This window comes from Acidovorax sp. 210-6 (genome assembly GCF_010020825.1).
Lineage (GTDB): Bacteria > Pseudomonadota > Gammaproteobacteria > Burkholderiales > Burkholderiaceae_C > Simplicispira > Simplicispira sedimenti.
This window is the reverse complement of the sequence record NZ_JAACJE010000001.1, coordinates 1,284,737-1,301,370: the sequence shown is the minus strand read 5'-3', so window position 1 is coordinate 1,301,370 and position 16,634 is coordinate 1,284,737. Positions and strand designations below refer to the sequence as shown.

General features: G+C 69.1%; 13 protein-coding genes. 5 read left to right on the top strand and 8 right to left on the bottom strand.

The annotated features are described in order from the left end of the window. Window positions 1-6 precede the first annotated feature (6 nt). Window positions 7-1,455: a conjugal transfer protein TraH gene (locus tag GWK50_RS06025; protein WP_059400257.1), complete on the top strand. Its 1,449-nt coding sequence runs from the start codon at window positions 7-9 to the stop codon at window positions 1,453-1,455. Between the two features lie 21 nt (window positions 1,456-1,476). Next, complete coding sequence (locus GWK50_RS06020; RefSeq protein ID WP_059400256.1) at window positions 1,477-4,224, top strand: conjugal transfer protein TraG N-terminal domain-containing protein; 2,748 nt, start codon at window positions 1,477-1,479, stop codon at window positions 4,222-4,224. A 5-nt stretch (window positions 4,225-4,229) separates the two neighbouring features. Here GWK50_RS06020 and GWK50_RS06015 read toward each other — a convergent pair whose 3' ends face one another. The 4 genes from GWK50_RS06015 to GWK50_RS06000 form a co-directional block, all read right to left on the bottom strand. After that, on the bottom strand, window positions 4,230-4,565 hold the full coding sequence (locus tag GWK50_RS06015; RefSeq protein ID WP_059400255.1) for a hypothetical protein: 336 nt from the start codon (window positions 4,563-4,565) through the stop codon (window positions 4,230-4,232). A gap of 160 nt (window positions 4,566-4,725) precedes the next feature. After that, window positions 4,726-5,511 carry a hypothetical protein gene (locus tag GWK50_RS06010; RefSeq protein ID WP_059400254.1) on the bottom strand — a complete coding sequence of 262 codons (786 nt, stop codon included), beginning with the start codon at window positions 5,509-5,511 and terminating at the stop codon, window positions 4,726-4,728. Next, window positions 5,505-6,497: a hypothetical protein gene (locus GWK50_RS06005; protein ID WP_059400253.1), complete on the bottom strand. Its 993-nt coding sequence runs from the start codon at window positions 6,495-6,497 to the stop codon at window positions 5,505-5,507. The genes GWK50_RS06010 and GWK50_RS06005 overlap by 7 nt, the downstream gene beginning before the upstream one ends. Before the next feature lie 287 nt (window positions 6,498-6,784). Continuing rightward, the gene (locus GWK50_RS06000; RefSeq protein WP_059400252.1) at window positions 6,785-7,636 is read right to left on the bottom strand and encodes a LysR family transcriptional regulator; all 852 of its coding nucleotides are present in this window, start codon (window positions 7,634-7,636) and stop codon (window positions 6,785-6,787) included. Window positions 7,637-7,793: 157 nt separating this feature from the next. Here GWK50_RS06000 and GWK50_RS05995 point away from each other — a divergent pair, with 157 nt between their 5' ends. The 3 genes from GWK50_RS05995 to GWK50_RS05985 all read left to right on the top strand — a co-directional run bounded on the left by GWK50_RS05995 (window position 7,794) and on the right by GWK50_RS05985 (window position 12,771). Continuing rightward, entirely contained in the window at window positions 7,794-9,164 is a 1,371-nt protein-coding gene (locus tag GWK50_RS05995; protein WP_059400441.1) for a lysine 2,3-aminomutase, read from the top strand. A 59-nt stretch (window positions 9,165-9,223) separates the two neighbouring features. Then, the gene (locus tag GWK50_RS05990; protein ID WP_063840188.1) at window positions 9,224-11,110 is read left to right on the top strand and encodes an FAD/NAD(P)-binding domain-containing protein; all 1,887 of its coding nucleotides are present in this window, start codon (window positions 9,224-9,226) and stop codon (window positions 11,108-11,110) included. Between the two features lie 194 nt (window positions 11,111-11,304). Continuing rightward, window positions 11,305-12,771, top strand: coding sequence for an MFS transporter (locus GWK50_RS05985; protein WP_162015736.1), 1,467 nt, complete (start codon window positions 11,305-11,307; stop codon window positions 12,769-12,771). On the opposite strand, the gene GWK50_RS05980 is transcribed toward GWK50_RS05985, so the two are convergent. The 4 genes from GWK50_RS05980 to GWK50_RS05965 all read right to left on the bottom strand — a co-directional run bounded on the left by GWK50_RS05980 (window position 12,724) and on the right by GWK50_RS05965 (window position 16,565). Continuing rightward, window positions 12,724-13,434, bottom strand: a complete 711-nt coding sequence (locus tag GWK50_RS05980; protein WP_082136753.1) for an alpha/beta fold hydrolase — start codon at window positions 13,432-13,434, stop codon at window positions 12,724-12,726. The genes GWK50_RS05985 and GWK50_RS05980 overlap by 48 nt on opposite strands. Window positions 13,435-13,450: 16 nt before the next feature. Beyond that, window positions 13,451-14,440 (bottom strand): tripartite tricarboxylate transporter substrate binding protein, encoded by a 990-nt coding sequence (locus GWK50_RS05975; RefSeq protein ID WP_059400249.1) that lies wholly within the window; start codon window positions 14,438-14,440, stop codon window positions 13,451-13,453. A gap of 98 nt (window positions 14,441-14,538) precedes the next feature. Next, the gene (locus GWK50_RS05970) at window positions 14,539-15,582 is read right to left on the bottom strand and encodes an SMP-30/gluconolactonase/LRE family protein (RefSeq protein ID WP_242455307.1); all 1,044 of its coding nucleotides are present in this window, start codon (window positions 15,580-15,582) and stop codon (window positions 14,539-14,541) included. A 2-nt stretch (window positions 15,583-15,584) separates the two neighbouring features. After that, entirely contained in the window at window positions 15,585-16,565 is a 981-nt protein-coding gene (locus tag GWK50_RS05965) for a tripartite tricarboxylate transporter substrate binding protein (RefSeq protein ID WP_059400248.1), read from the bottom strand. Between the last annotated feature and the right edge of the window lie 69 nt (window positions 16,566-16,634).

The following is a 16,634-nucleotide window of genomic DNA, read 5'->3' as shown; positions in this document are numbered from 1 at the left end:
GTTCCCGTGCCATCCCCCTCGCGCTCCATCCACCGCAGCAGGGCCATCGCGTTGGCCGTGTCCCTGGCGATGCTGTCCACGGGCCAGTCCGCGCGGGCCGACCTCAACAGCGAGGTGAACGACATGTTCGCCAACCTCGGCGCCATCGGCAACTACACCGCACCGGGCGCTTTCCGGGGCCAGACCTACAACACCTACACGGGCGGCAACCTCATGATGCGCTCCCCCAACAAGGTCTACCAGCTCGCCGCCATCCAGTTCCCGTCGGCCAAGGCGGGCTGCGGCGGGATCGACGTCTTCGGGGGCAGCTTCAGCCACATCTCCGCGCAGGAATTCAAAGCCATGTTGAGAAACATTACGGCCGCCTTGCCCGGCATCGCCTTCCAGCTCGCGCTGGAGGCCGTGTCTCCCTTGCTCGGCGGTTTGACCAAGTGGGCCAAGGGCCTGGAGACATGGATCAACAACGCGCGGATCAACTCCTGCGAGACCGCCAAGGCGATTGTCAGCACCGCGGCCGAGGCCGTGGGCTACAGCTCGCAGGAGACCTGCGCGGACCTCGCGATGGAAATGGGCCTGGAAAGCGACCGGGACGCGGCGCGCAAGCGCTGCGGCACGGACCGGCCCAGCATCCTGTCCTCCGCGCGTTCCTCGGGCGATGCCAACGTGCGCAACAAGGCGCCGTTCGTGGGCAACCTCACCTGGAAGGCCCTGCAGTACACCGGCGCCGCGCTCGACGACGCGGGGCGGGAACTGATCATGAGCATGGTCGGCACCGTCATCTACTATCCCGAAGAGTCCGGCCGCGACCCGGAGCCGGTCGCGCCGACGCTCACCTCGATCAGCCAGCTGCTCTACGGCCAGGCCGCCGGCACGGGCGACAACGTCATCCAGCACCTGCTGCGCTGCAACGACTACACGGCGTGCGACGTCGTCTCGCTCAACACCGCCTACAACCATGTGCCCTTCACCGCCAAGGTCGAGGCCATGATGCGCTCGATCGCCGACAAGATCGCGACGCGCACGCCCATCCCCAACAACTCGGCCGAGGTCGGCTTCGTCAACCAGACCACGGAGCCGGTCTACAAGATGCTCTCGGTCGGCACCAGCATTCCCGGCTCGGGCCTGGCCGACAGCCTGATCGGCCAGTACCGCGACGTGATCGCGGCCGATTACGCCTATGTCTTCCTGGAGCGCAACCTGCGCGTGGGCATGGCAGCGCTGGCCAAGGACTACACGCTCCAGCAAACCCAGCGCGAGCAGGCCAACCAGATCCGCCAGCGCGCACAGGCGATCCTGCTGCTGCTCAGCCAGGAAAAGAGCCTGCTGTACCAGAAGGTCGGCTCATACCGTGCCGTGGCCAGCCACCTCGAACAGCTGGAGCGCCAGTTGCGCTCCAGCATGCCCCAGCACGTGATGGACATGCTCGGCCAGCAGGCCGCCTACGTGACCCGGTAGTGGCGATGGGGCGGCAGCACCATGTGGGAGATCTACGCCTACCAGAACGCGGACAGCCTGTTCGGGATCTTCAACGCCACCGCGGCCGTCCACTCGTCCGGCGACTACGCATCGGCCGTGGCGCTGGTGGCCTTCTGCGGCTTCGTCACCGCGCTCATCGCCTACGCCTTCGCCCCGGAAAAGCTCGAGGGGTGGAAGTGGCTGGCCTCCGTGATGCTGGTCTTCAGCATCCTGATCGTGCCGAAGGTGACCGTGGGGATCGTGGACAAGACCGGTGGCTCCGCGGTCCGTGTCGTGGACAACGTGCCGTTCGGCGTGGCGCTGCTGGGCAGCATGACCAGCACCGTCGGGCACACGATCACGGGACTCTTCGAGACGGCGTTCCAGCAGATCCCCGGCCCCGGGGCGCTGCCGGAGGAACTGGCGTACCAGCGCAACGGCCTGATGTTCGGCAATCGCCTCGTGCGGGAGACCGGCAACGTGGTGTTCCAGAGCCCTGACTTCCGCACCGACCTGATCAACTTCATCCACAACTGCACGACCTACGACCTCATCGACGGCACGCTCGACCCTGCCGCGTTCTCTGCGTCGGGTGACGTCTGGGCGCTCATGGGTTCACCCAACCCAGCGCGCTTCAGCACGCTCACCGGCGCGAACGGCAATGTGGGGGTGGACACCTGCCCGAACGTCTACCAGAGCCTCAACGGACGGCTGCCCGCACAGCTCCAACGGATCCAGGGACGCCTGGCATTCCAGCTCAATCCCACGCTCCCCGCGACCGCGGCGGCGGCGGCCATCGCGGGGCAAGTCCAACAGGCTTACCTCAAGAACAGCATCGCCGATGCCTCGGCGACCGCCGCCGACATCATCCGGCAAAACGCCATGCTCAACGCACTGGAGGACACGGGTAAGATCATCGGGCAGAAGGTCAACGATCCTGCCGCGATGGTGCTGGCCGTGGGCCGCGCCCAGGCCGTGGCGCAGATGAACGCCTCGTGGCTCAACTACGGCAAGGTGGCCGAGCAGGCGCTGCCGGTGTTTCGCAACGTCATCGAAGCGCTGACCTACGTCCTGTTCCCGCTCATGGTGCTGCTGCTGATGCTGACCAGCGGGCGCGAGACCATGCTGGCCATCAAAGGCTACGCAACGATCCTCATATGGATCCAGTTGTGGCCGCCTCTCTACGCCGTGCTGAACTACATGGCCTCCATTTATGCGGCCTACGACCTGGCCGCCGCGGCGGACCTCGGCACGGGCGCACGGGCACTGACCCTCCAGACCTCCTCCGTCATCTACTCGCGCGCGCTCTCCGGCGAGGCGATCGTCGGCTACCTGGCGATGAGCATCCCGTTCGTCGCCTGGGCCGCGCTCAAGCGCATGGAGAACTTCGGCACCGCGCTCGTGGGCGGCCTGTCGGGCCTTCAGGCCAGCCTCTCGGGCGCGACCGCTGCTTCGACCGTCGGGAACACCTCGCTGGGCAACATCTCCATGGACCAGATGCAGCTCGCGCCGCAACGCACCTCGGCCTTCATGGGCAGCTGGCAGCACGACCTCAGCGGCAATACCTTCTCGTCGAACGCGCTCACCGGAAGGACCGCGGTCAGCCTGCTGCGCAACCAGGGCTTCGCGTCGAGGGTAGTCTCCATGCGGGTGTCGGAGCAGGACGTTCAGGAGGCGAGCCATCAGGTGGATGCTGCGCGCGGCGAGGCCATCGCGGCCAGCTCCGAGCGCTCGGCCGTCCTCGCGGAAGCCTTCACCAAGGGCATGGCCAAGCTGAACTCTTCGCGCAGCAGCAGCGGCTCCACGTCGAGCAGCTTCGAACAGTTCGGCGAGACGCTCCACCGGCTCGACCAGGTCAGCAAGAGCGTGGCGGACACAACAGGCCTAACACAGGCCCAGGCGGCGCGCATTGCCTTTGGGGCCTCTGCTCGTCTCGGCGTTGGGGGCGCCGTGGATAAGAACTACAGTTCGAGCCTCTCCTCGGCCGAGCAAAAGGCCCTTGGCTCAATGACCGCGGAGCAGTTGGCCGACTTCAAGCAGTTTGGCGATCGAGTCTCCAGAGACAGGAGCTTCATGACGGTGGTTGCCAGCGATGCGCGTGAGGGACAGGATCTCGCGGCCCGCCTTGCGACGAGCACAGCCAGGTCGGAGCGCGCCGACGCCAGCCTATCGGAGCGAAGTGCCTTCGCCGAGCGCGTCTCGACGGCCTATGAAAGGGGGGAGACCATCTCCATCGACATCGCTCAGGATCCTCACAACCTTGCAATGTTCACCCGCTACGCTGAACAGTACGGCGGTAACAGCGCCTCTGCGCGCATCCTGATGGAGGCGGAACTGGCGCGGCAGTCCCTGCGGCCGAATCGCGTTTTCTCGGATGGCACAGGGGTGCCCACGGCCTTCAGCGATGTTCGAGCACAGCATATGCAGAACTCCAGCGATCCTGCACTAGCCCCTGACCTTGCCGGACGTCACCTATCAAATCAAGGGGAGGTGATAGGTTTCGGAGGGTCGGCGACGTCGACAGCGTCTGTAGCGAACACGCCATCGTCGCTGCGGAGCACGGTTCGCGAGGAAGGAGAGCGCATCAGGGCGCTCACGTCAGCCGACCAAGGCGAATTCGACCGAAAGGCACAGATCACGAGCACGGCCGACGGCACCCTTGCATCCGAACGCTCCCTGGTGTTGCAGGCGGGCAAGCAGGTCAAAGAGGACGCTGCACCGCTCGTCGATAACGCGACGCGAGCGATAAAGGACGTCTTGAAGAAATAGCTAGGTTAGATGTTCTTATCGGCATCCAACATATGGGACCCATGCTCAGGGCGCGGGGGCTTCGTGAAGGGTAAATGACCTTCATCTCGCCAATAGTTGAAGGCAGCTTCGCGGCCCATCATGTCGGAGCCGGCGATTGAATCAGCCTCCTCGGTGTTCCGAAGCTGGCGAGGCCGCTGCCGTCGCTTCCCGAACTGCGACAGCGCGCCACCGATCGCTCCACCGAACAGAGCGCCGACAGCCATCATCACGATCCGCAGCCCCCAGTCATCGTTGCGAGCTGGCAGAAATCCCGCCCCAATGCCAAGCAGCAAGAAGACGACGAAGACGATTTTCCGCATACGAGCCTCTCTGAATGGTCTCAACCTTAGCGATTCGAATCGATTGGTGCAATGCATCTGCTGCCAGGCAAGACTCTGGACCTCTCGCCACCTTCTACCCTCTCACGATGCGTGCGCTAGTCGGACGCCGAGCGAAACCTCATGGCCTGACGGAGTTCGATCATCCAGACACCCCGTCTCGTTGATCCAGCTCATACGCTCGCGCTATGCGCGCCGCGAGCTCGTGAACCGTCACGTCGCCCAGCTGCAGGGCCTTGGGATCGATCGAATCGTCGGTCACGACGCGATCGAGAAACCGGCGGAGGTCGTCCCCGATCCTGGGCGCCAAAGGGATGCGCGTCGCTGGTGCCAGCAGTTGGGACAGGCGCAGCACGTCATTGAGGTGCTTGCGGATGTCCCTGCCATCGACATTGGCGCCCTGCTCCTTGCGCAGGCTCAACTCCAGCCACGCGATGGCCTTCAGCGGGATCAACCGGTCTTCACCGACCCATGGCAGGCCGTCCACTTCGCGGCGGCCGGACAGGATGAACTCGTAGTAGTCCTCGTCCAGCAGAATGGCCGACAGGCTCGACACGGCCTCTTCCATCGGAATCGGCGTCAGGCGGCTGCCCGCGGCCGGCTCCAGTCCCTCCGGTGCGCGCGCGAAGAGTTCGACCATGGCCGGAAAGCGCTCGTCGGCCGGCTTCTGGAAGCGATAGAACACCGGCTTGCCGGTCTCGCTGGCCTGCCGGATCCCGTATCCCCCGGCCTCCACGAAGCTCCAGAACGCCGCGCCAAAGGCAGGCGTCAGCGCCTCGACGTGGAGAACGACATCCAGGTCCTTGGTGGCGCGGAATGGGAGGCCGGCGTCCTCCATGGTCAGCGTGGCGGCCGTGCCGCCAATCAGGACATATTGGTCTGCATGCTCCTCGAACCAGTGCCGGAAGAGATCCAGGCCCCTCACCATGGCAGTTGCTCCTTCAGTTCATCCAGCGCCATTCGGACCCGGTCGTCCGTGCTGTCCTGCAAGCTCAGGATCAGCGACAGCGGATCCACGGTCGCCCGTTCCGGCCCCAGAGCGGGGCTGTAGGCCCACAGCTGCCACTCGTGCGCGGCTGGCGTCGGCTCGGGCAGCACCTGCATGCCGACCTTGCTGGCGGCCTTCCACTCTGCCGGCCCAGCCGCGTACACGACAGTGGTTGGCTCAGCCACGAGGGTATGGCGCGACAGGGCGCTGAGGCCGGCGAGCCGAAGCTGCCCGACGGCGTTTGCGCTCCCGGGCACCCACACGGTTCTCTTCACGGGTGTGCGCATAAGCGGCGCTGCCCGCTCCCAGATCTGCCGCGGGTGCGAATCCATCCGCAGCCAGCGCGACCGCCCGACGGCGTACGGCTTCGCCAGCCCGGTTTTGGCGAGTTCCCTGACCACCCGCGACATCGTCATGGCCGTGTAGCCCAGTGCGCTCCCGATGGCCGAGGCTTGCCATTCGGCCTGCCAGGGCTGTCTCAACAATACGCTGATCAGCACGGCCTGAGCGGAAGGGCTCAGTGCCTCTTCAGCCGCCGGAGCACGCTGCCGGAAGTACTCGCGCAGATCCAGCCCGAGGTCGGGAAGGTAGAGTTGGTTGCCGGGCACGACGAACGGCACCCGGTGTTCGATCAGGCGCTTGCGTTCGTACGATGCCAACGCGTCCGTACCGTAGATCACCGGCTTGCCCGATACCGCCCGGACCTTGTCCATCCACCTGCGGATCTCGCTGAGCGGCGGCCGTTGCGCGGATGGCGCGAAGGCCAGCACGACGCCCTGTCCCAGCAGGACCATTTCGCTGAAACGGAAGGCGTCGCGCAGGAAATACGGCAGCTCGTCGGCACCCGCCCACGGCGTTGCGTCCTGGATGCGAAGGCCCAGGACCTGCTGCAGGTACGCCCGCACTTCTGCCTCGAAATTCTCCATTGCCCTTGCATCATAACTCTCTTTTCGCACAATAACATCTAAGAAGTTATCGTGCAAACTTCTGTTATCCAAAAACGCCACATCCCAGGGAACGCGCCGTACGGGCCGCAGGCGCGTGAGCCGTCGGCTTCCCGGCCGAGGCCGGCAGGCCCGCACCTGCGCACAGCTCCCCACGCCGGCCAGGAGGCGTTTGCACCGTTCGGCGTCGCCGGCGTGGTGCTCGGTCTGGCATGCAGCCATGCCCAGGCCCCCACCGATGGCACTGCCGGTGGCCATCGCGGGCGGGGTCACCGGCACCCCACCGACGCACGGAACGCGGAACGCAAGGTGCGTACCGTGCCCTTCGTGGAGCCGTCGACGCTGCGCGACAGCATGGCGACCTTGGCCGGCGGGAGAGCCGGCAGTCCGAGGGCTTCGCCAACCTCCACGAGCCCCGCCGTCGCGAGGCGGCGGGGAAGTGGGAGCACACCGATTCCCGCAGCCGCCGCGGAGATGGCGGTCGCCACCCCTCCCCCGCGGAACGCATCGACCCACGGCACGTTGGAGCGAACAAGCAGACGGATGGCGAGGGCGCGCACGCCACAGGTCTCCACCACGGTGATCAACGGCAGAGGCTTGCCCGCGAGTCGCGCCGTGCGGCTGGCGTACCAGCCGTAGCAGTCCTCGAAGAGCAGATCGCCATCGCGCCGCGCGCCTTGCCGGATCACCGCCACGTCCAGATCGCCCTGCTCGAAGGCCTTGCGCACCTCGCTCGAGAAGTCGACGCGCACCTTCAGGAGCAAGCCAGGATCGTGTGCGTTCACGCGCGCGATGATCTCGGGCAGCTCCGGCCCCGCGACGTGATCGCTGATCGCGATGTTGAGCTCGCGGCCCGGCACCTTCACCCCTTCCAACGCGCTCTGCTGCGCGGCCAGCAGATCCTGCGCCAGTGGTAGGAAGGCCTCGCCCTCGGTGGACAGGCGCACGTGCCTGGGCGTCCTATCGATGAGGCGCCTGCCCATCGCGGCCTCGAGCCGGCGCACCTGGGCGCTGACACCGGCCTGCGTCATGCCCAGGGCCTCGGAGGCCAGCGTGAAGCTGTGCAGCTCGGCCACCAGAACAAAGGTCTCCACGGCGGCGAGATCGAGGTGCTGGCGCATGCTGGACAACGAGCCGCTATCTCTGAAACAGCTGCTGCTGGCTTTATCTCGGCGCCCCGCGCCGATAGATTGTTCCCAATGCACCGCGACGCATGGACCCTTCCGGATTTCCATGCACGGCCCACGCCGTCCGCAGACCTTCAACCAGGGAGCAGCCATGCAACAAGTCCCCGCCGCAGCCAGGTACAAGCCCTACACACGTCTCACGATCCGGCAAGCGCCGCAATGGGAAGCCCTGTCCGGCGAACAGCGGCTGGCGATCGACATCGTGGCGCGGGTGCTCCCTTTCCGCGTCAACGCCTATGTCCTCGACCAGCTGATCGACTGGGACAACATTCCGGACGATCCGATCTACCGGCTGACCTTCCCGCACAGGGACATGTTGTTCGAGAGTGAGTTCTCGCTCTTGCATCGCATGGTCTCCAACGGCGAGCCCGACGCCGCGATCGATCCGGTGGTCCGGTCGATCCGCATGCGGATGAATCCGCACCCGGCCGGGCAGATGACGCACAACATCCCCATGCTGGACGGTGTCGCGCTGCGCGGCCTGCAGCACAAGTACCGCGAGACCGTCCTGTTCTTCCCGAGCGCGGGGCAGACATGCCACGCCTACTGCACGTTCTGCTTCCGATGGCCGCAGTTCGTCGGCATGGAGGAACTCAAGTTTGATGCCAAGGAGTCGCAGGAACTGGTCGCCTACCTGCGCCGCCACCCCGAAGTCACCGACGTGCTGATCACCGGCGGCGATCCTCTCGTGATGAACGCGCGCTCGCTGTCGGAGTACCTTGAGCCGTTGCTGGCGCCCGAGCTGGCGCACGTGCAAAACATCCGCATCGGGACCAAGGCCGTGGCCTACTGGCCGCAGCGCTTCGTCAGCGACAAGGACGCCGACGAGCTGATGCGTCTGTTCGAGCGCATCGTGTCCGCCGGACGCAATCTCGCCGTGATGGGGCACTACAACCATCCGCGCGAGCTGCAGCACCCGGTCGCGCAGCAGGCGGTCCGGCGCATCATCGGCACGGGAGCGACCTTGCGGATGCAGGCGCCGCTCATCCGCCACGTCAACGAGGACCCGGCCTGCTGGAGCGAGCTCTGGACCACCGGCGTGAGGCTGGGCGCGACGCCGTACTACATGTTCGTCGAGCGCGACACCGGCCCCAGCGACTACTTCAAGCTTCCCCTCGCGCGCGCCTACGACATCTTCCAGCGCGCCTACCGCTCGGTCTCCGGCCTCGCGCGCACGGTGCGCGGCCCATCGATGAGCGCATTCCCTGGCAAGGTGATGATCGACGGCGTGGTCGAGCTCGCCGGTGAGAAGGTGTTCGCGCTGCAGTTCCTGCAGGCGCGCAATCCGCTCTGGGTGCGAAGGCCCTTCTATGCCGGCTTCGACGACCAGGCGGGCTGGCTCGACCAGCTGCGCCCGGCCTTCGGCGCGCGCCGCTTCTTCTTCGAGGAAGAGGACGCAACGGACGGTCCCATCCGCCACGAGGGCGCGCGCTCCATTCCGATCGCTTCCGCGGTGCATTGAGCCCGCGGGCATACCCGCCGGACCCACGGACCACGGCGCCACACGAGGAGACATCGACCATGCAAGCGATACGGATGGCCATCATCGGCATGGGCCCGCGCGGGCTCACCGTGCTCGAGCGGGTTCTGGAGCATGCACACAGGCTCCCCGCTGCGACCCCTGTCCGGATCGACGTCTACGACGACGGCGTGGCCGGGGAAGGCTGCCACCGCTCCGCCCAGCCCGATCACCTGCTCATCAACACCGTGGCCTCGCAGGTCACCGTCTTCGCACCCGCGAGCAAGGCGGGAGGCCAGGGCGGCATCTCGCTGGTCGAGTGGGCGCACGGCGCGGGCTACCGGCGGCATGGCAACCGCTTCCATCGCGAGGCGCCCGGATCGGGCGTGCCGATCACCCAGGCCGACCACCTGCCGCGCAGCCTGCTCGGCGAATACCTCGCCTGGGCCTACCGGCGCATCGCCGGTATGCTGCCGGCACACGTCACCGTGGCCCACCACCGCCAGCGCGTGAGGGACGTGATTCCTCAGGCCGAGGGCCACCGGGTGGTGTGCGCCGACGGCGGGGAGCACCCGGCCCGCTATCTCTTCCTGACCACGGGCCACGGCCGCCGCCAGCCGACCGAAGAGGACCGCTCGTTCGCGGACTTCGCCGCGCGCCACGCTCCGCGCAACGGCCGCCTTGCGTACTTCGCCTCGCCCTACCCCATCGAGACGCTGGACAGCATCCCGGCGGCCGCCACCGTGGCCGTCCAGGGGCTGGGCCTGACCGCGCACGACGTCGTGTCGGCCCTGACGCTGGGACGCGGCGGTCGCTACCTTCAGGCCCCAGGTGCGCTGCGCTACCTGCCCTCCGGCCGGGAGCCCCGCCTGCTGCTGTTCTCCCGCAACAGCCTGCCCTTCGCGGCGCGGGGCGTCAACCAGAAGGGACTGACCGGCCGCCACCAGGCCCGCTTCTTCACTGCGGAGACCGTGGCCCGCACGAGGCAGGCCGTGCTCGCCGCCACGGGCGACCCGCGCCTTGACTTCCAGGCAGACGTGCTGCCGCTCGTCCTTCGGGAAATGGCGTACGCGTACCGCTGTGCCGGGCAAGACGCCGAAGGGGACGCACCAGGCCCCGGCGAGGGCTTCGAGCCGACGCCGGACGAGCTGCTGGCCCTGGAGTCCATTCTCTGGCCGCTGAAGCGGAACTCCTTTGCCTCGTTCGATGCGTTCCAGGCCTTCGTGCACGGCCTCGTCGAGCAGGACCTCCTCGAGGCCGCCAAGGGCAACCGGGGCAGCGCCGTGAAGGCCGCCACCGATGTCCTGCGCGACACGCGCGAAGCCTTGCGCGCGGCCGTGGAGCACGGCGGGCTCACGCCCGCATCGCATCGCTTCTTCGTGCAGGACTTCAACGCGGCCACCAACCGCGTGGCCTTCGGTCCGCCGCGCCAGCGCAACGCCGAGTACCTGGCGTTGCGGCAGGCGGGGCTGATCGACATCGTGGGCGGGCCGGGCGCGCGGGTGGTCGCCGACGACGGTCTGGCGCGGTTCCGGATCGAGGCGCCCTACCCCGCCGGCACGCACAGCAGCGAGGCCGACGTCCTTGTGATCGCCCGGCTGGATGCCTACTCGCCGCTGACCGACGCCTCCACGCTGACGTCCCACCTCCTCGCGCGCGGGCTGATTCGCCCTTTCCGCAACGGCGACTACCACCCGAGCGGTATCGACATTGACGCAGCGATGCATCCCATCGGCGCCGACGGCACGGCACGGCCCGACATCTGGGTGCTCGGCTACCCTGCCGAGGGTCCGCATTTCTACACCCATGCGCTGCCGCGCCCGCACATCCCGTCGCGGCAAACCGAGGATGCGCAGCGCTGCATCCTCGAGATGCTCTCGGACATCGCGCGGCAGACCACAGGCGCCAGTGCCCGCACCCTGCAAGCCGCAGACCGGCCCGCACCATGACGCCCGCCTGCCGCCGGGCCGCGACGGGGATCCGCAGGCGGTTCCTGTCGGAACTCCGACGTACCGCGGCGAGCCTCCGGCGCGCCGTGGGCGCGTGAGCCGTGGCACCGAAGCGGCCTCGAAGCCCTCCCCATCCCGCCAGGACGGCACGCACAGGATCGCCCGGGGGCGTCGCGGCGCGCCAGGTCCACGCGGTGTTCTGGGCGCTCGTGCCGGTCATGCTGCTGGGGGCGGCGGACCAGGCGCTCGTCGCGCCCGCGCTGGGCGCCATGGCCCGGACCTTCGATGCCCGCGACGAGGTCGTCTGGGTCGTGACGGCCTATCTGCTGAGCGCCACGGCAAGTGCTCCGCTCGCCGGGCGGCTGAGCGACCTCTACGGACGGCGCAGCGTGCTGCTCGGCGCGCTCGGGCTGTTCCTGGCTGGCGCCCTGGTGTGCGGATGGGCCGCTTCGCTCGGGACGCTGGTCGCGGGGCGCAGCGTCCAGGGGCTGGGCGGCGGCGCGCTGGTCGCCTTGCCCAACGCCATCGTCGCGGACATCCTGACGGCGCGCGAGCGTGGCCGCTACCAGGCCTACATCTCCTGTACCCACGCACTGGCCGGCCTCGCGGGGCCACTCGCCGGCGCGCTGCTGTCGGCCCATGCGTCTTGGCGCTGGATCTACTGGCTGCAGGTGCCGCTGATCGCGACCGCAGCGGCGCTGTGCTGGCGCACCCTCGACGGCCGGCCCGCGGCCGGACGGCGGGGCGGCCTCGATCCGCTCGGCGTCGCACTGATGTCCGGTGCCACCGCCTGCCTGCTGCTCGCGCTGTCCTGGTCGGGTCGTCGCATCGGCTGGATGCAGCCCCCCACCCTGGCGCTGCTCGGGGCGGCCGCCGCGCTCGCCGGTGCCTTCCTGGGCTGGCAGACCCTGGCCCGCTACCCGCTGGTGCCCGCCTCCGTGCGGCGCCACCGCGTCGTCGCGGTGGCATCTGCCGTCGGCCTGCTTGTCGCGATGGTCCACGGGGCGCTGTACATGCAGGCACCGGTCTACCTTCAGGGCATCCACGCCATGAGCGGCTCGAGCGCGGGAACCGCGCTCGCGGTGCCCCTGGCCGGCGTGGTGCTGGGCGCCTTCCTGTCGGGGCAGTACATGCGCCGCAGCGGCCGCTACAAGCCGGCTGCGCTCGCGGGACTGCTGCTGGCGACGATCGCGGCGGGCGCCCAGGCCTGGGCGCCCGGCCGCTCGGCCGCCTGGACGGCGGTGGCCTGGATGCTGCTGCTGGGGCTGGGCATCGGCGCCAGCCAGCCGCCCATGACGCTGGCCTCCCAGAACGCCGTCCCGCCGAGCGAGATCGGCATCGCCACCGCCCTGCAGATGTTCGCGCGGGCGGTCGGCGCGGCCATCGGCGTCGCCGCCTCCAGCGCCCTGGTGCCTCAGATGCCGGGACCATGCGCGGCCTGCGCGGACGGTCTCGCGGTGCAGGCCAATGGTCCCGTCGTCGGCCCGCAGACGCTCGGCATCCTCTTCGCCGCCTTCGCGGCAATCCTGGGCCTGGCGTCGCTGGCCGCGACACGGCTGCCGGTCCTGCCGTTTCGCGAGCCACCCGCGCACGCCGCCGGGCCGGGCTGCGCGTCAGGCGAGCAGGGGAAGCAGCCGGGACACCAGGTCCCGCCGGGCTGATGCCCGGCCGGCCAGCCAGTCGTGCAGCCGGTGGCTCGCACCCTCCAGGCGCACGAGCTCGGCGCTGCGCGCATGGGCGGCGGCTTGCGCATAGCCGTCCCGCACGGCCTCAGGGATGACCTCGTCCGCCGTGCCATAGACGACGAGCACGCGCCCTGCGTACCTTCCCAGGGCATCGAGGGCCGGCGAATCGGCGAACGTGCGGGTGGCGCGGATGACTTCGCGGAACGCCGTGCCGAAGCGCGCGTCCTCGGCGCGCGCCTCGTACGCCGCGGGACAGAAGAGCACGAGGGCCTTGGGCCGAACTGCGTCGAGCACGCGGCAGGCCGTGTGCCCGGCCATGCTGGTGGCGATGAGCGCGCGGGCCCGCGACGGCCTCAGCGCCTCGACGACGCACGCCACTTCCTCCTGCCGCTGGCGCAGCGTCGCGTCCGCGAGCCGCCCTCCGCTGCGCCCATGGCCCGAGAAATCAAAGGCCGCGCAGGCCACGCCCTCGCGCGCCAGCGCCTCGCGCAGATAGCGGGTGCCGTCGGCGCTGGTGGCGGCTCCGCCGCCGTGCAGGAACAGCGCGTAGTCCTGCGGGGAACAGCGCGCCGCATCCCAGCTTGCCGTGGCATGCAGCATCCCGCCCCGGAAGGCGACACCGAACGTGAATTCGCCCATTCCCCGCTCGGCAGGTTCATTCCGGCCGGATCCCGCGCGTGCGGATGAGCTGGCCCCACCGCGAGCGCTCCCCTTCCAGGAAACGCGCGAAATCGCGCGCCGTCCCGGGGTACAGTTCCGCGCCCATCTCCGCGAACCGGGCGATCACCTTCGGCTCCCGGAAGATCCGGTTGACCTCCGCGTTCAGCCGCTCGGCGATGGGCGCCGGCGTGCCCGCCGGCACGTACAGCCCGAAGAAGTTGTAGATCTGCATCGACGGCATGCCCATCTCCACGAACGTCGGCACATCCGGCAGCTGGGGCAGCCGCTGGCTGCCCGTGTAGGCGATTGCGCGGATCTTTCCCGCCTGGACCTGGGGCAGCGCCGTCACGCTGTTGTCGAGCATCAGCGGCACCTGGCCGCCGATGAGGTCGGGCAGGGCTGGCGCAGTGCCGCGGTAGGGAACGTGCAGCAGGTCCGCGCCGCTGGCGGTCTTGAGCGCCTCCAGCGCCATGTGGCTGATGCTGCCCGAGCCGAAGCTCGCCACCGCGACGCTCCCCGGGCGTTCCTTCGCCCGGGCCAGCACGTCCGGCAGGCCGGCCGTGCGCCAGCGCTCGTCGGCATTCGTCGCGACCAGCAGCAGGCCGTTGCGCTCGATCATCGAGACCGGTGTCAGGTCCTTGCGCGGATCGAAGCGCAGCTTCGGGTACAGGGCATCCGCCAGCGCCACGATGCCGCCGCCGACGAGCAGCGTGTTGCCGTCCGGCTTGGCGAGCGCCACGTGCTCGGTGCCAACGAGGCCGAACGCGCCGGACTTGTTTTCGACGATCACGGGGACCTTCAGCGAGACAGCCAGCTCCTGGGCCAGTGTGCGCCCGATCACATCGGTGAGCCCGCCCGGCGCGAACGGCACGACGACGCGGATGGTGTCCCGGGGCCAGGGCTGTTCGGCGCGGCTGGCTGCCGCCGGAAGCAGCGTGGCCAGGGCCGCCAGCATGGCGGCGAGGGAGTGCAGAAGACGTGGCATGGTGTGTCTCTCCAATGGGGTGATGGTGAACATGAAGGCAAGGCCCGGCTCGGGCCGCTGCGGGACAGGGATTTCCTTGCCGCGCGTCGCCCAGGGCGCTAGGCGCCCGGTCCGACACCCGCGGCGTAGCGGCGCTGCCAGTGCAGCGGCGCCATGCCGGGCACCGGGCTGTCGAAGCTCAGCACGCGCTCGCCCAGCAGGGACCCGAGGTACACGGTCCGGCGCTCCGGTCCTGCGAAGCACAGGCTCGAGACGTTCCCAAGCCCGCTGCTGCCGCAGGTCCAGATGCTGTCGCGCTGCAGGCACCGCGCCTCCAGGTCGCTGACGTAGCGCCGCACGTGAGCGTTGTCGGTGTCGGCCAGCACGAGCTGGCGCTCGCCGTCCGGCCGCACCACGTAGACCTTGTTGCTCACGATGCAGGTCAGCCAGGCGCCGCCGAAGGCATCGAAGCACACGCCGTCGGGCTGGTCGCCGGGCTCGAACTCGCACACCGTCTCGCGATCGGTAAGCCGCGGCCCGGGCCGCAGCCGGAACCGCGACAGGCGCCGGGCATGGGTCTCGTTGACGTAGACGAATCGCCCGTCCGGCGAGAACGCCAGTTCGTTCGCGTAGCCGAGCCCGTCGGCCACGATGCGCGTTCCCCGTTCGTCGTGCACCGCGATGTAGCCGTCCGCCACGTCCGGGTACCAGGCCGCCATGCGCGGGATGCGCCGCGTGCTGACCGTGAACCACACCCTGCCCTCGGCGTCCTCCAGCACGAAGTTGGTCGGCGGCAGCGGCCGTCCCTCCAACGCCGTGACGACAGGGACGGCCGGTCCGTCCGCGCCCAGCTCGTAGACGCCGCCGTCGGTGTCGCCCAGGTGCGCGACCAGCACGCAGCCGTTGCCGCGCAGCGCGATGCCGTTGGCGTGCAGCGGTCCACCCGCCAGCGTGGCGCCCCGGACGAGCCGGGCGCGGCCGTCCGGCGCGATGGCGGTGAATCCCCCGCGCCGGTCCGACATCAGGAACGCGCCTTCGTGGTTCGCGAGGATGCACTCCGGGCTCCTGAGCCCCGCGAAGGCCGGCCGCAGCTCGGACATGCCCACCCGGAAGTCGCGCGGCAGCGGATAGGCCCGCACGGGGCCAGCGTGGACCATGGGCATGCTCACGGCTCGAGTTTGAGCTGGCGTTCCGCGACGATCTTGCGGCGCACGGCCAGTTCGCGCTCGATCAGCGCCGCGAACGCGGCCGAGGTGCCGCCGACGGGCCGGATGCCGGCCTTCTCGAAGCGCTGGCGCACGACCGGATCCTCCAGCGCGCGCGCCGCCGCGGCCTGGAGCTTGTCGTGGAGCGCCTGCGGCAGCTTGGGCGGGGCGACCAGCCCCATCCACGCCGTGTTGTCGAGCGCGGGCATGCCGGCCTCGGTGAACGTGGGCACCTGCGGCAGGCTGGGACTGCGCTGCGCGCTCATGACGGCAATGCCGCGCAGCGCACCCGACTGGATGTGCGGGAGCATCGACGGCAGGTTGTCGAACATCATGTCCACCTGCCCCGCCAGCAGGTCCGAGATGGCGGGGCCCGCGCCCTTGTAGGGCACGTGGACCAGGTCGGTGCCGGACACCGCCTTGAACAGCTCGCCGTCCAGGTGGCCGACGCCGCCCGTGCCCGCCGACGCGAAGGTACAGGGCACCGGGCAGCGCTTGAGCCGTGCGACCAGCTCCTCGAGGCTGTTCACCGGCAGCCTGGCGGCGTTGACGGCGAGCACCACGGGCACGGTGGCGAGCGTGATGACCGGCGTGAAGCCCGTGACCGGGTCGTACGGGTTCTTCGGGTTGATGGCCGGATTGGTCGCCATCGTGGAGACGGTGGCCAGGCCCAGCACGGTGCCGTCGGGCGGCGCCTTGGAGACGAAGTTCGCGCCGACGGAGCCGCCCGCGCCCGGGCGGTTCTCGACGATGACGGGCTGGCCGAGCTCGCGCCCCAGCGCGTCCGAAACCGCGCGCGCCACGATGTCCGTGGCGCCCCCGGGGGCGAAGGGAACGATGAGACGCACCGGCCGGTCGCCGAGCGACTGGGCATGCGTGGCGAGCGCGGCGAACAGGCCGAGGGCGGCCGTGGCCGCGCGCAGGAATCGGGCGAGATGCATGGGAACTCCTGAAACGGGTTGAGGGATGGGAAAGGGACGGCGTGAGGAAGGGCGGAAGCGAGGCATGCG